The sequence below is a fragment of the Flavitalea plasmicola genome (assembly GCF_030546645.1).
Taxonomy (GTDB): Bacteria; Bacteroidota; Bacteroidia; order Chitinophagales; family Chitinophagaceae; genus Puia.
The window spans coordinates 75,519-94,924 of the sequence record NZ_JAUOTO010000013.1; the positions used below are offsets into that span (position 1 = coordinate 75,519).

14 protein-coding genes are annotated in these 19,406 nt (G+C 51.6%); 11 read left to right on the forward strand and 3 right to left on the reverse strand.

From position 1 onward, the window contains the following. Nucleotides 1-76 precede the first annotated feature (76 nt). From Q4E93_RS33930 to Q4E93_RS33945, 4 genes are all read left to right on the forward strand, one after another. A complete protein-coding gene (locus Q4E93_RS33930; protein WP_303592509.1) occupies nt 77-448 on the forward strand; it encodes a BlaI/MecI/CopY family transcriptional regulator in 372 nt (123 codons plus the stop codon). Further along, nucleotides 445-1,899, forward strand: a complete 1,455-nt coding sequence (locus tag Q4E93_RS33935) for a M56 family metallopeptidase (RefSeq protein ID WP_303592511.1) — start codon at nt 445-447, stop codon at nt 1,897-1,899. The genes Q4E93_RS33930 and Q4E93_RS33935 overlap by 4 nt, the downstream gene beginning before the upstream one ends. Nucleotides 1,900-2,239: 340 nt before the next feature. Continuing rightward, complete coding sequence (locus Q4E93_RS33940) at nt 2,240-2,548, forward strand: helix-turn-helix domain-containing protein (RefSeq protein ID WP_303592513.1); 309 nt, start codon at nt 2,240-2,242, stop codon at nt 2,546-2,548. A 133-nt stretch (nt 2,549-2,681) separates the two neighbouring features. Further along, nucleotides 2,682-3,245 (forward strand): hypothetical protein, encoded by a 564-nt coding sequence (locus Q4E93_RS33945; RefSeq protein WP_303592515.1) that lies wholly within the window; start codon nt 2,682-2,684, stop codon nt 3,243-3,245. A gap of 63 nt (nt 3,246-3,308) precedes the next feature. On the opposite strand, the gene Q4E93_RS33950 is transcribed toward Q4E93_RS33945, so the two are convergent. After that, nucleotides 3,309-5,825, reverse strand: coding sequence for an outer membrane beta-barrel family protein (locus Q4E93_RS33950; RefSeq protein ID WP_303592517.1), 2,517 nt, complete (start codon nt 5,823-5,825; stop codon nt 3,309-3,311). Nucleotides 5,826-5,878: 53 nt separating this feature from the next. Between Q4E93_RS33950 and nifJ the strand changes: the two genes are divergently transcribed. Further along, nucleotides 5,879-9,451: a pyruvate:ferredoxin (flavodoxin) oxidoreductase gene (nifJ, locus tag Q4E93_RS33955; protein ID WP_303592519.1), complete on the forward strand. Its 3,573-nt coding sequence runs from the start codon at nt 5,879-5,881 to the stop codon at nt 9,449-9,451. Nucleotides 9,452-9,472: 21 nt separating this feature from the next. Here nifJ and Q4E93_RS33960 read toward each other — a convergent pair whose 3' ends face one another. After that, on the reverse strand, nt 9,473-9,760 hold the full coding sequence (locus tag Q4E93_RS33960) for a hypothetical protein (RefSeq protein ID WP_303592520.1): 288 nt from the start codon (nt 9,758-9,760) through the stop codon (nt 9,473-9,475). Between the two features lie 174 nt (nt 9,761-9,934). Between Q4E93_RS33960 and Q4E93_RS33965 the strand changes: the two genes are divergently transcribed. The 3 genes from Q4E93_RS33965 to Q4E93_RS33975 all read left to right on the forward strand — a co-directional run bounded on the left by Q4E93_RS33965 (nt 9,935) and on the right by Q4E93_RS33975 (nt 12,529). After that, nucleotides 9,935-10,678, forward strand: a complete 744-nt coding sequence (locus Q4E93_RS33965; RefSeq protein ID WP_303592521.1) for a ThuA domain-containing protein — start codon at nt 9,935-9,937, stop codon at nt 10,676-10,678. Between the two features lie 73 nt (nt 10,679-10,751). Further along, on the forward strand, nt 10,752-11,387 hold the full coding sequence (locus tag Q4E93_RS33970; RefSeq protein ID WP_303592522.1) for a hypothetical protein: 636 nt from the start codon (nt 10,752-10,754) through the stop codon (nt 11,385-11,387). A 44-nt stretch (nt 11,388-11,431) separates the two neighbouring features. Next, nucleotides 11,432-12,529, forward strand: a complete 1,098-nt coding sequence (locus Q4E93_RS33975; protein WP_303592523.1) for a Gfo/Idh/MocA family protein — start codon at nt 11,432-11,434, stop codon at nt 12,527-12,529. Nucleotides 12,530-12,577: 48 nt separating this feature from the next. On the opposite strand, the gene Q4E93_RS33980 is transcribed toward Q4E93_RS33975, so the two are convergent. Beyond that, nucleotides 12,578-16,690 (reverse strand): T9SS-dependent choice-of-anchor J family protein, encoded by a 4,113-nt coding sequence (locus tag Q4E93_RS33980; RefSeq protein WP_303592525.1) that lies wholly within the window; start codon nt 16,688-16,690, stop codon nt 12,578-12,580. Between the two features lie 191 nt (nt 16,691-16,881). On the opposite strand from Q4E93_RS33980, the gene Q4E93_RS33985 reads away from it, so the two are divergent. The 3 genes from Q4E93_RS33985 to Q4E93_RS33995 all read left to right on the forward strand — a co-directional run bounded on the left by Q4E93_RS33985 (nt 16,882) and on the right by Q4E93_RS33995 (nt 19,367). Continuing rightward, nucleotides 16,882-17,703, forward strand: a complete 822-nt coding sequence (locus Q4E93_RS33985) for an alpha/beta fold hydrolase (RefSeq protein ID WP_303592527.1) — start codon at nt 16,882-16,884, stop codon at nt 17,701-17,703. Nucleotides 17,704-17,833: 130 nt separating this feature from the next. Next, on the forward strand, nt 17,834-18,859 hold the full coding sequence (locus Q4E93_RS33990) for an aldo/keto reductase (RefSeq protein WP_303592528.1): 1,026 nt from the start codon (nt 17,834-17,836) through the stop codon (nt 18,857-18,859). Nucleotides 18,860-18,881: 22 nt separating this feature from the next. Continuing rightward, the gene (locus Q4E93_RS33995; RefSeq protein WP_303592529.1) at nt 18,882-19,367 is read left to right on the forward strand and encodes a hypothetical protein; all 486 of its coding nucleotides are present in this window, start codon (nt 18,882-18,884) and stop codon (nt 19,365-19,367) included. The last annotated feature ends 39 nt before the right edge of the window (nt 19,368-19,406 follow it).

The following is a 19,406-nucleotide window of genomic DNA, read 5'->3' on the forward strand; positions in this document are numbered from 1 at the left end:
AAAAGATACAAAATAAAATTTGGTTGCTATCTTTCTTTGTTCTATGTTTGTAGAACAACATTTCAAAGTGTAGAATATGAATCTATCCAAAGCAGAAGAGCAGCTAATGGAGATCATCTGGCGGCTGGAGAAAGCATTTTTAAAAGACCTGATAGACGCCTTCCCGGCGCCTGCGCCGGCTGCTACCACGGTGGCTACTTTGTTGAAGCGTATGAGTGACAAAGGATTTGTCGGCCATAAGCTGTATGGAAATTCCCGTGAATATTATCCATTGGTTACCAAGTCGGATTATTTCGCCCGCCATGTCAAGGGAATGATCAAGAACAACTTTAATAATTCCGCCCTGCAATTTGCCTCCTTTTTTACCAAAGCGACGAATTTAACCGCTTCAGAGCTGGAAGAGCTGCGAAAAATTGTAGACGAAGAAATCAAAAACAAGAAAAAATGATCCTCTATCTGCTTAGATCAGGCGGCTGTTTGCTGGTGCTGCTGGTGGCACACCGGCTCCTGCTGGAAAAAGAGAAAATGTTTTATTTCAACCGCGCATATCTCCTGTTCAGCCTGGTTTTTTCCTTTATCGTTCCCCTTCTCCCGGTGATGGACCCTTTTCATTCGGTTAAACTGAATGACTTCCCGGCATTACCTGCCGCCATAAGCCAGTTGGTGGCTGCCCCTGCTGCAAAAGCAGGCGGCGCATGGCAGCCGGCACGATTCATTCCCCTCAACTCCATCCTGTTGCTCTGTTATAGCCTGGTAACGCTGGCTATCTTAACCCGGTTTATACGCAATCTATATCTCATCCAGCGGCGGGCCTCCGCGCACCCGCACATTCTCTTGGATGATGCACGGCTGATATTGACGCCGGAAAAATTGGTATGCCACACCTTCCATAAGACCATATTCATAAATGAAACAGAATATAGGGAAGGCCTGCTGGAACGGGAAGTGCTCATGCACGAGCTGGCCCATGTCAGACAGCGGCATACACTGGATGTGCTGCTGGTGGAATTGCTCCTGGTGTTTTTTTGGTTCAATCCATTGCTGAAGCTGTACAAACGGGCGATCCAGCTCAATCACGAATTCCTGGCGGATGCTGCCGTAATAGATGCATGTCAGAACCCCAGACAATACCAATATCTCCTGTTAAACAAGGTAAATCCAACCACCCCTTTTTCTTTAAGCAGTCCGCTGAATTATAAGATCACTAAAAAAAGATTGATCATGATTACGACAACACCCAACAGAAAAAACATCCTGGTTAAAAAACTGGCCATGTTCCCCTTACTCCTCGTCGCCCTTTTTCTTTTCAGCACAAGCATCAGGGCCCAGCAGGATCTCCCGGAAAATGATTTTACGATCTCCGGCACTGAGAACCTGGGAGCCCATCCCTACGTGCGGATCAATGGTAAGGAATACCCTTCCGGTATTCTGTCGAAAATAAGCCCATCCTGCATAAGAAGCACCTCCATATTTCTCAAGGGCCAGGCCGTTAAAACATACGGCCCAGCCGCAGCGGATGGGGCCGTGATCATCACCACCGGGGAGAAGGGCGTCACCAACATTACAGCCACCGAAAGAGAGAACCTGGCAAAAGAGCGTGTAGCCAGAACAGGGTTCTATCATCGTCTTACACTCAAAAAAGAAGATGGTGGTTACTTTGATAAGCTGTTTATCAATCTTCCGAATGGCAAAAATTCCATCAACGCTTCAGGTGAAAAGAACTGTAAAATGGGCATCCTGGTGGGCAATAAATTATACAACGAAGACCAGATCGGTGAAGTCGAAAAGCTGTTAGCCTCCTTCCATGGCGCCAGCGGTGTGGGAGGAAATAATATAAAACAGGTTCCCGGCCTCGACCTGTCCTCCTATGACGTTATCTTCTATTTTGATGTACCATAATAGCCCGGCACTAAGCGTTTGTTCCTACCCCCTCATAAGTTTACCAATAAACACCTGAAACCGAACGCAATAATCTCAGGTTTCCATCCCATTCCGCCGCATCTTTGATCTGTCAAAAGCAACCAGCCGTACCCTGATCCAATATCCGAAGATCCGAAAGCAAAACCCTACCTGACCCGTCGCCTTACCCCGGCCCGTTTGCCGTACCCACGAAAGCTGATCCGATTCTTTTGAGAAACCTCTGATTGATCCCGGAGGTTTTTTCATTTACACCCGGGAATTTTTATCCGGGTTAGGACTATGGCCGGTTTTTCCTGTCTTATTACTAACCCCGACCGTTATGACCCAAAACATCTTATTGGTGTATTGCCGGCGCACCATGCACTACAGCCCCAAAAAAGTAGCCGCTACAATAGGCATACCTGTTTCCGTCTACCGGGAAATAGAATCCGGTGAAGTCCTCCTTACATACGAACAGGCGCGAAAAATGGCAGTATTATACAAAACTGAAACGCATTATTTCTTCGAATCCGCGCAACAACTGGATCTTTTACTGAGCAGTAGGATCATTATCCAAACATTAAAGGCTGATAATGACAGGCTGCAGGCAGAGCTGCACAAAATGAATGAACGAAGCGACATCCATTAAGCCCCCAAACCATATTATTGTTAGTTTTAATAATATGTTCTATATTACATATCAGATTCCATCCCCTTTACCTATTGGCAGCCTCCCTTTTGAAGCCTTCGCAGGTTTTTTTTATTAATCAAAATTAACTAAAATGAAAAGATCCCTGACGGTAGCCGCACTGGCGCTTCTCTCCGCATGCAACAGCCACCCACCTGCCACGAACGCTGATTCCGCAAAAGTTACCCAGGATTCGGGCGCTATGGTGAAATCCATTCAATCTCCCTATGATATTACCTATTCCTCAAAATTTGTCATGGACGACCCCAAAAATGCCGAGTCCCTGCTAGCCATCTGGAAAGCCTATGACAACGGCGATCTCAACGTCACCAAAGACATGTTTGCCGACACCGTCGTAACTTACTGGGGGGATGGCTCTGTTATGCGGGCTTCCCGGGATAGCCTGCTTGCAAACGTGCAAACTTATAGAAATTCGTTCAAGGCTGCCGTCGATCGGGTGCACGCGGTATTAGCCGTCAAGAGCACGGATAAGAACGAGCATTGGGCCCTCATCTGGGGGACGGAGACAGACACTTACAAAAGTGGTAAGATCGATTCCACCGAACTGCAGGAGACATGGAGGTTCAACAAGGACGGTAAGGCTGACCTCGTGTATCAATACAAAAGACCAGCGGCCCCTCCCAAAAAATCAAAATAATACGCCAACCCCATCCAATAGAAAGTCCCTTCGGGGACTTTTTGCATTACCTACAATTAATACCTATCCATTCGGGGCCCTTTCCTTTTCCTCGCTGGCTCCCTCCAAATGCCTGCTGATCTTATAGGATTTTCCAAATCGGTACGTGAATGCTACGGAAACGACCCGGCTGTCCCTTTTCATCTTAAAATATTCTGTGGCATCGGGGAACGAGGTCAGCCCCTCCATCGCACCCGTATAGAAGATGTCGCGGTAGCTAACCTTTAAGGTTCCCTTCTTCTTTAGCACCGTCTTGCTCATTCCCGTGGAGACCTGCCCGGCCGGGTAAAGCAATTCCTGTATATCCTCGCGTGAACGGGTAGTATAGAAACCGGAAAGCTCGCCGGTATACCCTTTCCCGAAATCCAGCTGGTGGTTGACGTTCACATGCAGCTGGTCAATAGTAGACATGTAGTTGTTGCCGGAAAAGCCCCTCAGCTGCTTATGATTGTAGACGGCGGACAGTTCCACCGACCACCATCGCAGGGGGGACAAGCTGACACTGGCCGATAATCCCAGATTATAGGCCCTTCCGACATTCCCTTGTGTATAATACAGAATGGTCTTCGTCGTGTCCGATAAAAATATCTGTGAAAAATAGTTGGACAGACGGCTGTAGGACACCCCGGTAGTTAGCAGGCTCCCATACTGATGGGTAAGCTCGTAATTCCAGCTGTATTGCGGAAGCAGGTAAGGATTCCCCGTCTCGTAAGTGTATTTATTGATGATATATAAAAAGGGATTGAGACTTTGAAACGGCGGCCGGTCTATCCTTCTCGCCACCGTGAGCGTTAAGCTGTTCAGGGTATCCAGCTTATAGGAAAGGTAACCGCTTGGAAATAAGCTGCCGTAATTGCGCGATACGGTGGAATCCTTCTGCAGCCTGTTCCCAAGCTGATGCGCCTGGTAGGAGGTGTATTCATATCTTGATCCCGCCTGGTAGCTGAGCCGGTGATATTTCCCCTCGATCGTTCCATAAGCTGCGTGGATGTTCTCCTGGTAAACGAAATGATTGCTCCGCGTGTCATCCTTCACCCATTGCTGGTTCTCCAGGTTCTCGTAGGCGGAGGCATTGTCCGTATGGTTCGATGAGGATTTCAGTCCGGCCTGCAGGGTCACACCGGGATGGACCCTCACCGTAGCATCCAGCTTACCGGAAAAAATGTTGATCGTAGTGGGGACATTGCTCCTGAATACTTCATGATAGCCCCCCGGTGCAAGCAGCTGGTTATCGAAATCCTGCTTGCGTTCCACCGCGTAATGCAGATAGTCCAGGTCGACGCTGAGATCGGCGTTCTCCGACAGCCGCTGCCTCGCGTTGAGGTTGATCGCCCCGTTCCGGAAAAAATTCACCGGCCTGCTTTGGGTAAGGACGGATGAATCCACCTTTCCGTCCGTCTGCAGCCAGTCGGCATGGGCAGCATTGTTTCCCTTCCGGTGGATATGTACGCCGGTCAGGGCCATCCCGACCGTCGTCCCTTGCGATAGTCGGTATTCCACCCCCGTTTTCACCGTGTGGTTGTCTACCGTACCCGTAAAATAGGCAGATTGCTGCAGTATGGCCACAACAGACTTATCGTCGGCAAAATATCTTCGGTACGCATAGAGATCGGTCAGGTATTTGGTAACGCTGAAGCTATAATTGAAAAATATATTCAGCGGGCCTTTCCGGTAGTTCAGCACAAGGTTGTTATTGTTCTTGGGATACACCCCCTGGCCGTAGGACGTGGTGAAGCTGCCGTTTAAACCATCACTGTTGCTTTTCTTTGTCTTGATATTGATGACACCCGCGCTTCCCGCGGCATCGTACCTGGCCGTGGGATTCGGCATCAGCTCGATCCGCGCCACCTGTGACGCGCTCATGCTGCTCAGCAGATTGTTCAGGTCCTCCCCTGATAGATAAGTAGGTTTGTCGTCTATCATCACCAGCACGCCCTGCTTTCCGTTCAACGAGATCCCGCCATTCCTGTCGACCGTTACACCCGGCGACCGCTCCAGCACTTCCAATAGGGTCGCCCCGGTATTGGTCACCGAGGCCTCCACATTCACCACCGTTTTATCCCGCTTCCTTTCTACAGGCGGCAGATGGGCCGTTACAGTCATTTCCTGTAACGATGTGTTCAGCAGCACCAGTCTCACCGTATCACTGCCCGGCCCCGGCCACCGGTATTCATCCGTCGTCTTCGGCTGGTAGCCCGCACTGCTGATGAGGAACCTGTAAGTGCCCTTATTGAAAGGGGCGAACACCGCCCGCCCGTCTTCACCTGCCACCTGGCTGTTGACCACCGTCCCCTTTTGCAGCTGCCTGACGGTCGCCCCGCTCACCGGCTGCCGGCGCTCATTGACAATCACCAGCGAAAAACCGCTTCCGCCTCCGGTTTGGGAAAAGGCCCACACCGGCAACATTAAAAGCATCATCGGGATAAAATACGAGTCCTTCATGGTTGACGACAAAGATCCTCCAGAACGCCCAATAAGCGCAGCCATTGAACCTCCCCCTTCGCCGCCGGTCAAACAAATATCACCTGCGCGATTGACCATGGTCATCTGCTTTACCCCGCTTTCTGATTACCTTTTCATGAAATAGCTTTAGCATGAACATCTCATCAGCGCCTCATTCCAGTCAGCAGACTGAAAAGAAGAAAAGCCAGCTTGCCATCATGGATGGGAATGAAGCGGCAGCCTACATCGCTTATAAAACCAATGAAGTATGCGCCATCTATCCCATTACGCCTTCTTCCACCATGGGGGAATGGGCCGATGAATGGAATGCAAAAGGAATAAAAAATATATTCGGCCAGGTCCCAAAGGTGATTGAAATGCAAAGTGAAGCAGGAGCCGCCGGGGCGGTACATGGCGCTTTGCTGGGGGGAAGCCTGTCCACCACATTCACTGCCTCCCAGGGATTGTTATTGATGATCCCCAATATGTATAAGATTGCAGGGGAGCTCCTGCCTGCCGTATTCCATATTGCGGCAAGGACCCTGGCAACACATGCTTTGTCCATCTTTGGCGATCACAGCGACGTGATGGCGGTGCGCTCCACCGGCTTCAGTATGCTGTTTGGCAATTCATCGCAGGAAGTGATGGACATGGCCCTGATCGCTCAATCTGCGACGCTTTCCACCCGAATTCCGTTCCTGAATATCTTCGATGGTTTCCGCACCTCACATGAGCTGACTGAAGTCGATGTCATTCCCGATGACGTCATCCGCGCCATGATCGACATGAATAAGGTGAATGAGCACAGGGCAAGGGCCTTATCACCCGACAACCCCGCCATTCACGGTACTGCGCAGAATCCCGACGTCTTCTTTCAGAACAGGGAGGCTGCTAATAAATACCATGCGGCGGTCGCGGCGACGGTAAAAGAGAAATTGCAGCAGTTCTACGAATTGACCGGAAGAAAATACGGGCTTTTTGAATATGAAGGGCATAAAGAAGCGGATCGTCTTATCATCATTATGGGGTCCGGTGCAGGTGCGGTAAAAGAAACGGTGCGCTACCTGAACCAGCAAGGCAGCAAGGTCGGTGTCCTGATCGTACGATTATTCAGGCCTTTCTCCATCGCGGACTTCCTGGACGCCACACCGGCAACAGTCAGGCGTATTGCAGTGCTCGACCGCTGCAAAGAACCCAACAGCATTGGTGAGCCGCTTTTTATGGATGTTGTAAACGCTTTCAATGACAGTAAATTCGACTTCCGTCCTGTCATCACTGGCGGACGATATGGCTTGTCGTCAAAAGAATTCACGCCGGCAATGGTAACAGCGATCTTTGAAGAGCTGGATAACCCAAACCCGCGACGGCATTTTACGATTGGCATTGAAGACGACGTCAGCAGGCTGAGCCTCGCATACCAACGGTCCTTCTCATTGGATAAACAACATCTATTCCGCGGCCTGTTCTTCGGCCTCGGTGCAGATGGGACCGTAAGCGCAAATAAGAACTCCATCAAGATCATCGGAACCAAAACAGACAATTACATCCAGGGCTATTTTGTCTACGACTCGAAAAAATCCGGATCGCTCACCGTCTCGCACCTCCGTTTTGGAAAACAGCCGATCCAATCCACCTACCTGATCGATTCGGCCAATTTCATAGCCTGTCATCATTTTAATTATCTCACCAAATACGATATCCTGAAAGATGCGGAGCCGGGGGCGGTCTTTCTCTTGAATGCGCCATATCCGGAGCATGAACTGTGGGAAAAATTACCACGCCGGATCCAGCAGGAGATCGTGGAGAAACAACTCAAATTCTATGCGATCAATGCACATGCCGTTGCGAAAGAAGCCGGCATGGGCACCCGCATCAATACGATATTGCAGACCTGCTTTTTTGCCATCAGTAATATCCTTCCGCGCGACGAAGCTATCTCGAAGATCAAGGAAGCCATCTATGAGACCTATTGGAAGAAAGGAGAGGAAGTGGTGAAAAAAAATTATGAGGCGGTGGATAAGACCCTCATGAATTTATTTGAGGTGAATTATTCCCACTACGCTATTGGCGACACACCTTTGGACAATGCACTGCCTGCTTCGGCGCCTCAATTTGTTAGAGAGGTCCTGGGGAAGATCATTGCCGGCAATGGAGAAGAGCTTCCTGTCAGTGCCTTCCCGGGTGATGGGACCTTCCCCTCCGGCACGACGAAATGGGAAAAACGCAATATAGCAGATGCAGTACCGGTATGGGACACCAGTTTGTGCACACAATGCAATAAATGCGTACTGATCTGCCCGCACGCCGCCATCCGCGCCAAAGTGTATGATAAAAGCCTGTTGGATCAGGCGCCTTCCACTTTCAAATACATGGACCCCATCGGTAAAGAATGGGATAAAACAAAGGAAGCATATACCCTGCAGGTATCAACGGAAGATTGCACGGGCTGCAACCTCTGCATGGAATTCTGCCCCATCACCAGCAAGACCACCCCCGGGCATAAGGCCGTTAACCTGTATGACAAGTCGGACATACAGGCGGCCGAAAAGGAGAATTGGGAATTCTTTCTTCATATTCCTGAAGTAGGAAGAGAAAGGGTCAATCGGAATACCGTGAAAGGGTCGCAATTCTTTCAGCCGCTGTTCGAGTTCTCCGGCGCCTGCTCGGGTTGCGGAGAAACCCCCTATTTAAAACTGTTGACGCAACTATACGGCGAAAGAATGATCGTAGCCAATGCCACAGGCTGCTCCTCCATTTTTGGCGGAAATCTGCCCACCACGCCATGGTCAAAGAACAATGAAGGCAGAGGACCCGCCTGGGCCAACTCCCTGTTCGAGGACAATGCAGAATTTGGACTGGGCATCAAACTCGCCAACGATAAGAAAAAGGAATCCGCTATCTCCCTGCTCGATCAACTCCGGTTGGACGTAGGCGAAGACCTCGCCGATGCCATCATCCATGCACCGGAAACAACGGAAGCCGAAATAAAGGCCAAACAGGGCCTGATCAAAGAACTCAGGCATCGCCTCAGCGAAATGAATTCTTTGGCATCCAAGGACCTCTTCCACCTGGCCGATTTTCTATCTGAAAAAACCTTGTGGATCATCGGCGGCGACGGCTGGGCATACGACATTGGCTTCGGAGGACTGGACCATGTCCTCTCGACGGGAGAAAATGTGAACATCCTGGTAATGGACACGGAAGTATATTCCAACACCGGCGGACAAAAATCAAAATCCACCCCCATCGGAGCAAGCGCAAAATTCTCCGTCAACGGCAAGACAAGCGGCAAAAAAGACCTGGCGCTTCAGGCAATTGCACACGGAACAGCCTATGTAGCGCAGATCGCCATGGGCGCTAACGATACACATACCCTCCGGACCATCATTGAAGCCGAAGCCTTCCCGGGCCCATCCCTGATCATTGCCTATGCACATTGTATTGCGCACGGGATCGAAATGGATCATGGTACGGAAGACCAGGACCTTGCCGTAAAAACAGGCTACTGGCCTCTTTTCCATTACAATCCCCTGAAACCAAAAGGGCAAAGATTTGTCATCGATTCAAAAGAACCGTCCTTACCCCTCTCCGATTTCATGTACAGGGAAAATCGTTTCTCAGTCATCAGGGCAAAAGATCCCACGGCTGCAGCAACGTTCCTGACACAGGCAGAAGAGGCGGCAAAAGAAAAATGGGAAAGGCTGAAGATGCTGACGGCGTTGTGAGACGGCGCCAGCCCTTCCTGATCAATGATCCATGTGCGCCTCTGTCATATGAACATTAGGCAGCCCCATGGCCTTTTCTTCATCCACCTCGTAACAGAAGTTCCTGGCATACTTGGCCGAATGCTTGTCCAGGAACTGTTGCACTTCCGTGACGGAATCGGCTTCCCAAAGACACGTGCCCGTTTTGCCGTCCTTGGCAGGATAAACCCCTTGCAGTTTTAAATTAGCAGGCAGGTCCATAGTAACGTCTTTTGCAGCAGCCCAGAAACTTTCAGGGTCGCTGATGTCGTGATGAGCAATAATTAGCATGGCTTGAAATTTATGCAGTTAATAAATAAATTGCCCGATACACAGGGTGGGAGTAGAACAGAAGTACGCGGAAAAGATCTGACAAGGCTCCTGATAAGGCTTGAGAAGGAAAATGAGTGGAATAAGAAAGTTACGGCAAAACAAAATGGATTCCAAATCTTATATTTGGATCCCATGCGTAAAATTTCGGCTTTCATCCTCTTTTTTTTAATATTCATGCTGACAGCATGTATCCATTCCTCCTTCGCGCAGCAAAAAAAGATCAGGGTGCTCATCGTCACCGGAGGACATGGATATGAACACAAACCTTTTTACAATGTCTTTGATTCCATCCCCTCCATTACATACGATACCCTGGTCCAGCCCCAGGCCAATGCCCTTATCGCTTCCCCGGAAGTAAACAGGTATGACGTACTCGTGTTCTACGACATGGCCGATTCCATCTCCCCCGCACAGCAGCAGGCCTATATCAGCCTCCTGAAAAAAGGCGCATCTATGGTCTTCCTCCATCATTCGCTGGTGTCATACCAGCACTGGCCTGAATTCATAAAGATCGTAGGCGGCCAATACCACACGGCTCCCGTACTGGTGAATGGCGATACCCTGAGAGCTAACTACGAACATGGAGTGATTATTCCCGTAAAAGTGGAACAAAAAAACCATCCGGTGACCCGGGGCATCAGTGATTTTGAAATAGAGGATGAAGTGTACAGTGACGTCGAGATATTACCGCGTGTTCAACCCCTGCTCAGCACCTCGCTTCCCAAAAGTATGCGTTACCTCGCCTGGATCAACCATTATGAGCATTCCGATGTCATTTGCATCCAGTTGGGTCACGGCCCCTCCGCTTATTCCAATCCGAATTTCCGGAAACTGATCCGGCAGGCTATTGAGTGGGCAATTGATAATAAAAATTAGCTCAGTTCATTAATTTATCTTAACATATGTTAATTTCGCCATATGTTAATTTAAAACGATAAACTGTTTATGTATGAAAAAGCTAATCTTCTTCCTGGGTATTATCCCGGCAGTATTGTTTTCAGCTACCTGCAAGAACAAGGATAGATCATCCGGTAAAATTGAATCTGTCAGCGATTTGAAGGATGCTTCGCAGACCGTAGAAAAGAACATGAAGGCCTCATCCGACCGCTGGGCGGAAAGAAGAGCCAAAGGAGATACACTGGCTATACCCTACAAGGACTTAGAGGCTTATTTACCCGAGATAAATGGTTATTCCAAAGATGGAGGCCCCAAAGGCAGCCAGATGAGCGGGTATGGCATGGGTGCCTGGTCACAAGCCGAACAGGAATATATCAACGGGGACAAAAAGGTTTCAGTTAAAATATTTGACTATAATTCGGCGCAGCAGGCTTTCATGGGCATGACAGCTATGTTTGGTATGGGCTTCTCCTCGGAAGATGATTACAAAAAGCAGGCATCGGTAGATGTAGGCGTCAAAAATGTGGCCGCTTATGAGACCCTCTACAAAACAGAAAAAAAGGCTGAAATGGTGCTGGTGGCAGGAGACCGCTTTATCATCAATATTGAAACCAATGGCGAGGGCGATGAGAGTTTTCTAAGATCCGTGGCAAAAAGTATAAATCTCGGCGAATTGGCTTCTAAATAAGAATTCCCTTATATCTTCGGGTCTTAGTGTCTCAAACAACAACCATGAGCTCAACAACACCCGAACAAACAAAAAAGGTTAGAATTCTTGTAGTAGGCTGTGGTAATATGGGCGCATCCCATGCCACCGCCTATCACGAGCTCGACGGCTTCGACATCGTCGGTCTCGTCTCCACAGGTGACAGCAAGGCAACGCTCAACGCGACGCTGGGCGGCCACTACTCCTTATTCGATGATTATGCACAGGCATTGGCAGCCACCCGCCCTGATGCCGTCTGTATCTCCACTTACCCGGATACCCATGAAAGCTTTGCCCTGGCTGCTTTCGATCAAGGCTGCCACGTCTTTATAGAGAAACCGCTGGCCGACACCGTCGAAGGCGCCACGCGCGTCGCAGAGGCCGCCTCCCGGGCCGGCAGGAAACTGGTGGTAGGATATATCCTGCGCCATCATCCTTCCTGGCAACGCTTCATCGAAATGTCCCGCGAACTGGGCACTCCCCTGGTCATGCGCATGAACCTCAACCAGCAAAGCCAGGGAAGAATGTGGACCGTTCACCGCAATCTGATGAAAAGCCTCAGCCCCATCGTGGACTGCGGCGTCCACTACATCGACGTAATGTGCCAGATGACCCGCTCCCGGCCCCTGCAGGTCAGCGCCATCGGAGCCAGGCTCACCGAAGAGATCCCCGCCGGCAACTATAATTACGGCCAGCTCCAGATCCGATTTGAAAACGGATCGGTAGGCTGGTACGAAGCGGGATGGGGCCCCATGATCAGCGAAACGGCTTTTTTCGTCAAGGACGTCATCGGTCCCAAAGGTTCCCTGTCCATCGTAGCAAAACAGGCGGGCGCTTCCGGTAAATCCGATTCCATCGAAGCGCACACAAAGACAGAATCCCTCCGCTACCATCGGGCTGACCTGGATGAAAAAGACAATTTCCGGTCGCCCGATTCCTGGATCAACCTGGAAGACGAACCCGGTCACCAGGAATTATGCAATCGTGAACAACGCTTTTTTTTACGGGCCATCCAGGAAGATCTCGACCTGACCGACGCGACAGAAGACGCGATCGCCAGTCTGCGCATAGCCTTTGCCTGTGATACCTCCGTCCGCACCGGGCAGATCGTATTGCTGAAATAAAAAAGGGCTGCCATCACCAGGCAGCCCCCTTCAGATTATTTTATAGTTCTACAGCACCAGCAACTTCGCTGTCGCCACGGCGCTGGATGTAGTCACCTTCACGGTATAGATCCCACGCAACCCATGCAGGCCCACCGGGATGACGGCTGTGCTCGGCAGTCCGCTGAGCTGCCTGACGACCGTCCCGTTGCCATCGATGATCTGGATGCTATACGCACCGTCTGCATTGGTCACGATCAGGTTGGTCGTCCCGATCGCCGGGTTGGGAAGAATGAGCACTTTCAGCGGCGGTGCAAAATTCAGGCTCACCGTATTGGAAAGCGTGGAATGACCGATCGATTCGATCTCTTTCAGCCGGTAGTAGTTGGTACCTGGCAGGGGCAGGATATCCACAAAGCTATAGTCGGCAGTCGGGTCGGTGCTGTTCTTTGCCGGCACCAGGCCGATGGGCAGGAATAGCCTTCCGTCGAGGCTTTTTTGCACTTCGAACCATTTGGTTTTGTTCTCCGTGGTGGTGGTCCACTGCAACAGGGCCTTGTTCCCTTCTTTCACCGCGGTAAAGACCAGCGGTGGCTGCGCAGGCTGGGACCCCGGCGGTGTGAACGAATATTGGGTGAACACAGGGTAGTGGTCCGTCGTCGTGGTACCATAGTTGGCAACAAGGGTGGCGACATCGGAGCGTACCGTAGCCGAAGCGGGCAGATAATATCTGCTCATCGAATCGGTGAGGATCACATTATCGATCACGCTGGTGAAATTGACATCGGAATGTTGTCCGGCCGGACTCAACGGCTGGGTCGGGAAGGAATACAAGGCGGAATCCGTGATAGTGAATGCGCTCCAGGAAGTCACCGGCGGGTTGACCCCGGCAGTAATAGTCGTATTCAGGTCGTCATTGAAGTCGCCGAGGATCACCACATTGTCCGCCGGGTATTGTGCTTTCAGCAGCGAATCCAACGCATTGGCGCCATTCGCGCGACGGCCATAGGCCGTGAGCACGGGCGCCGTGTTCGCTTTTGCATGGACGTTGATGAATCGGACGGTCCTGGTATTCGTCCCGCCGCGATTGTCGCTCAGGGTCACGTTGGCCGTGAGCATGTACGGGAATCGGCCGCTCGCCCAATCATTAAAATACCGCGTGGAAGGATCCAGCGGATTGGTCACACCCAGCGTAAGCAGCGAATCCGTACGGATCATCGAGATCTTCGTCGTATTATATACAAAGGCCAGCTTCTGCACCGCGATCAGCGAGTCCGCACCGCCCGGAACAAAAGGATTGGAATAGGATCCGTATTGGCCCACCACCACGGCATAGCCCGGCATCGTGGCTACGATGGAATCCAGGGCCTGCTCGTCGCAAACTTCTTCCAGGGCGTACAGGTCGGCATGCAGGCTGGGCAGGACAATGCCCACATTCTTTTTCTGCAGGGCCTTGTCAGTGGGGCCGAGGGTCGGGTCCGGGGTGCCGAACCAGTTCAGGTTCCAGTCGATCACGCTGAGCGTAGAGGCGGGATCGATGCTGTTCCCTTTGACGCTAACGACGGCCGTCGAGTCGGAGATGGTGACGAGCACCGAGTCGATCGACTGGCTGTTGGCGGCCGAAGGCCGGAAGCGCACGAACACGGGTACCGGAGTATTATTGGCCGTTGCCGCGTTCAGCGACACGGAATCGCCGAAATGTACGCTGTCTGTCGAAATACTAAAGTTGCCGGAAGAGGTGACCGTGATATTTCCGATAAGATCATTGCCTGTAACCACCAGTCTCTGTACGGCGGAGGCGCCGGCCGCAACATACCCGAATTCCAGGTTATTCGTACTCAGCGTAAGGCTCGGAGGTGGCGGCGTCAGTGAATTGATCAGGCTGATGTCGTCCAGTGTCCAGCGGGATCCGTCCTGCGCTGTAGACGTATATACATAGGCGATATATACACTCGAATCCTTGAAGGCGGACAGGTTGATAGGGACGGTCTGCGTCCATACATCGGATGCCTGACTGGGGAATTTTCCATTCAGGTCTGTCCAGTGGGCAAGAGAAGGATCGCCGGATCCCGTATAATCCGTGGATATTTTCAGCGTCAGCGGGGCGCCGGCAAATGCATTGCGGCTCCAATAACGCAGCAAAGGATAGGTGGTTCCGCTGAGGTCGAACTTCGGCGTGATGAGCCAATCCTGGTTGGCATGGTCGACGCCACTGGCAAATCCGTTGATCTGCACGGCATGTCCGGATGGCGTGGTTCCTGCGGGAGCCGTACTGTCCCTGCCGAAAGGAGTGCAATCCCACACCTGGTCGCCTGTTACGCTAAAGGCGGTGAACCCGTTAGGCAACTGGCCGCTGCCGAGGCAGCTGTCAAAACTGGTGGTGAAAGGCAGCGGCTGGGCGATAGTGTTATTAAAAGTGCTGAAGGTCCAGGCGTCATTGTTCGTCAATCCTGCAAAACTGTTGCCGAAGACATCCACGAAGGCGCCTGCCGATATACGGATCGAATAGGTATTACCCCCCGACAACGGCAGATGGAAGGTGACGGAATCATTGCTGACCACGACGCGGGCATCGCTTACGGCGATGGGCGTGCCGTCTACGGCATTGGTCACCAGGGTGACGCTCCCGCTGGCTTTGAAAATGGGTTTGCTGAACACCAGCACCGGGACAATGCTGGACGGGATATTGCTTGCATGGTTGACAGGTACGAGGGTCTGTACCGCAGGCGGCGCAGTGGTAAAGGCGCTGTTCCGCGGGTTGGGCGTGCCTGCTACAAGATCCGTGGCGTTATTGTTGGCATCCTGTCCGTCTGGAGTGCGCCGGTCCGCAGTGGAATTGGTCAGTGCCGGCGCGGGGGCGCCTTCGAAGCCCGTGGCGGTCGGTCCATATCCCACCAGGTCGATGACGGTGGACCCGGAAGGATTGGCCCCCGTTTGGGCTGCTGTGGAATTACTCAGGAGGATCTTGCCTGCCGTAGCGCTCATCGCGATGCCGCCCGTGACGTCCGGCGTTGGCAGCGGTGTGCTGGGGGTAGCGCCTGCCGACTCCGCCACCAGGAAGTACCCATGGGGGGGAATGGTTCCCGCCAGGGAGGTCACCTGCCAGGAAGCACCGGTTGCAGCGGCATATTGAACGCTCCAGCCGTTGAGGTTCACGGTGGTATCGTCGTCATTGAAAAGCTCGATAAAATCGTTGGAGAAGGCCGAACCGGAGTTGCCGCCCCCACCATAGACCTGGTTGACGACGACTTTTGCCGCTGGTGCTGTCACAGCGCCGGATAGCAACACCGTTTGCGAATCTGCTCCGGCAGAATGCAGCGCCAGGAACCCATTCACGGTCCCCGCTGGTGCGCTTGCACTGAGCCTTACCAGGATGGGCGTGTCGGCCACCGTCCCACCGTGCTGGGGCAGCGTGAAGGAAGTGGAGTAAGCATTGCCATCTCCCGAAATTTCGTAACCCCCGGAAACGACGGCAGTGATGTCGGCAGTTAGATTGACGCCACCGATGTGTACCGCTTGCGCAGCGGACGGACTTCCGGATAGTGCATTGAAGGACAAGGAAGAAGGCGTCACTGTCAGCGTGGGCGAAGGTACATTGCCGGAGGTGGTAACGAGGACGCTGAGATCGTCGACGCGCCAGTTAGCAGTATTCTTCGACGCATTCCCTGCGCCATTATAGGCATAGAGGCGGAAAGTGATCGCCTGCCCCGGGGCGCCGCCGACGGACAACGCATTGCTGAGAAGGGCCCATGTACTATTGTTGACCAGCGTGGAAGAGGCGGCCGCCGTAGCAAAATTATCAAGGCTGGTGCGAACTTCATAAGCTTGAGGCCCCGTGCTGGTACTCCGGCTTCCGAAATTGATCTGGCTGACGGTGATGGCCACGCCCGCGACGGGTGTCAACGTCCATTCGAAATAAGTGGTAGTGTCCGGTCTGAAAGTCCCCACATTGGCCGCGGCGCCGGCATTATTGCCACCGGTAGCGCCGGTATACCCCGACGAAGCAGAGGTGGTGGTCAGCAGCGTGGTTGTGCCGTTGTTGTTACCCTGTACGACAGCCGAGACGGAAACCCCGGCAGGGACGCCGGACAGAGGAGTGGCGGAAGAAAAATCCCAGACGATCTGGGCATAGGACATGGCTGGCAATAAAAAGCCCAGGACTAATAGGTAAAGTTTTCTCATGGACAAAACAGTTAATATTTACAAGGAATGTGTTTAATTACATAAATCTATCGAATTCACCGGAAAACAAAAACATCTTTGCTTAAAAGTAAATCATACATCAAAATCCGCTGTTTTTCCCATCAGAATTTCTCCATCGAATTATCAACTTATTCGAACTTTACACTGTTATAACCACTAAAATCACGAATATGAGCACGATCAAAGTAAAGGACGGTACAGAAATTTTCTACAAGGATTGGGGAACAGGGCAACCCATTGTTTTTCATCATGGTTGGCCGCTATCAGGAGACGACTGGGATGGGCAAATGATGTTTTTCCTCAATCAGGGATTCCGGGTTATCGCCCATGATCGCAGAGGACATGGAAGATCTACCCAGACTGTCAACGGGAATGATATGGATACCTATGCGGCAGATGTGGCTGAGCTGGCCCAGGCCCTCGATCTGAAAGATGCAATACACGTTGGTCACTCCACCGGTGGCGGAGAAGTGATCCGGTATGTTGCAAAACACGGCAAAGGCCGGGTCGCCAAAGCAGTGTTGATCAGTGCGGTCCCTCCGATAATGGTTCAAAATAAGAACAACCCGGAAGGCATCCCTTTGTCTGTATTCGATGAGATCCGCGAGAACACGGCAACCAAACGGGCGCAATACTACCAGGATTTCACCATGCCCTTTTATGGATACAACCGCCCGGGGGCTAAAATATCCCAGGGTATCAGGGATAATTGGTGGCGCCAGGGTATGATGGGCGGAATAAAAGCGCAATACGATTGTATTAAAGTTTTTTCCGAAACAGATTTTACAGAGGACCTGAAAAGCGTGGATATACCGGTACTTATTCTACATGGAGAAGACGACCAGATCGTACCTTTCCCCATTTCCGGTGCAAAGTCCATAAAGCTCCTGAAAAAAGGAAAGCTTATTTCATACCCGGGTTTCCCACATGGAATGCCCGCGACTGAAGCCGCAACCATCAATGCAGACCTCTTAGCTTTTATCAAATCCTAGTAAATAAAAGACCTTCAATTCATCGGACAGGTGCATAACCTTGCACTCGTCTTTTTTTTACCCCTTCACCAACGTAATTGAACGATAACTTTATAAGTTCCTATCTTAGCACCCAGTAACAATTTTGAACATGAAGTACAAATTACTGGGACGGAGTGGCCTGAAAGTATCCGAATTATGCCTGGGGACGATGGGATTTGGCACCGAGGCAGGCTGGGGCGCCGATAAGGACACCAGCTTCGCGATCATGGACGCCTTTGCCGGCGCCGGCGGCAACTTTTTGGACACCGCCAATGTTTACAAGCTGGGCACCAGTGAAAAGATCATTGGCGAGTTCATCCACCCCCGCGACCGCGATTATTTTGTCATCGCTACGAAATATTCGCTGAAGGATAACACGACCAATCCGAATGCCAGCGGCAATAACCGGAAGAACATGATGCGCAGCGTCGAGCAAAGCCTCCGACGGCTGCAAACAGATTTCATCGACGTACTGTACCTCCACATCTGGGATGATCTTACCCCCATCGACGAAGTGTTGCGGGGGATCGATGACCTCATTCGCCAGGGCAAGGTCAATTATGCCGCCATCAGCGATACGCCGGCCTGGATCGTAAGCAAAGGGAATACCCTGGCCGAACTGATGGGCTGGAGCCAGTTCATCACGCTGCAAGTCGAATACAGCCTCCTGCAACGCACGCCGGAGCGGGATCTGATACCCATGGCTAAGCACTATAATATGACCGTCACGCCCTGGGCCCCTCTGGCCGGCGGCGCCCTGACAGGAAAATACCTCAGGGGCGAACAAGGCCGCATCAAGCCGGAAAGCAACCGCCGTGACGACAACAGCACACGTATAACACGGGAAGTAATGGCGATCGCTGACAAACTGGGGGTAGAGCCCAGTCATATTGCGCTGCAATGGACCCGCCAGCAAGGCTTCGAATGCATCCCCATCGTAGGCGCCACCGCTGTGAAACAATTGGAGCAAAATCTCAAAACGATCGACCTCCTCATTCCCGGTGACGACATCGAAAAGCTGAACGAGGTCAGTGCCATCGACCTGGGCTTTCCCGGCAAGTTCTTCAAAGAAGAAGGCGTACGCCAGAATAATTTTGGAGGATTTTATCACCAGATCATTCCCCGGAATCAGTAACTTTAGTAGACAAATCAACAAAATGCGACTACTACTGACGATACTTATTTCGGCGACCCTGGTTTCCGCAAAGGCGCAGTCGCATTTACCCATTACCCCCTACCCCTTGCATGACAGCGGCAAGCTGAATTACAAATGGCAATTAAAGCCCTATGCCAGCCTGTCCGCAGGATATGTTTTTCTCAATGGCGGCATCTCCTATTTGTCCGCCCCTGTAGGACTAATGCTGTTTCGCCCACTGAATAACAATGTCACCGCATTTGCGGGCCTTTCCGCCGCACCCACCGTTTTCAGTTTCAACCGGCTCTATACCTATCCCGCGCAAACCCCCTCCTACCCCGGGAACGGGTTTTCAAATCGCTACAACCTTGGCCTGAATGCCAGGGTGGAAGGCGGCCTGATCTACACAAACGATGCAAAGACCTTTTCCATATCGGGCAGCTTTGGAGTGGAAAGAGGCAGCTATCCCGTGTATCCGGTTTACAGGGCGAATACAAAAAAGCAATGATCCGGGACTTTCCCCTCTTTACCCTGATATTCCTTTATT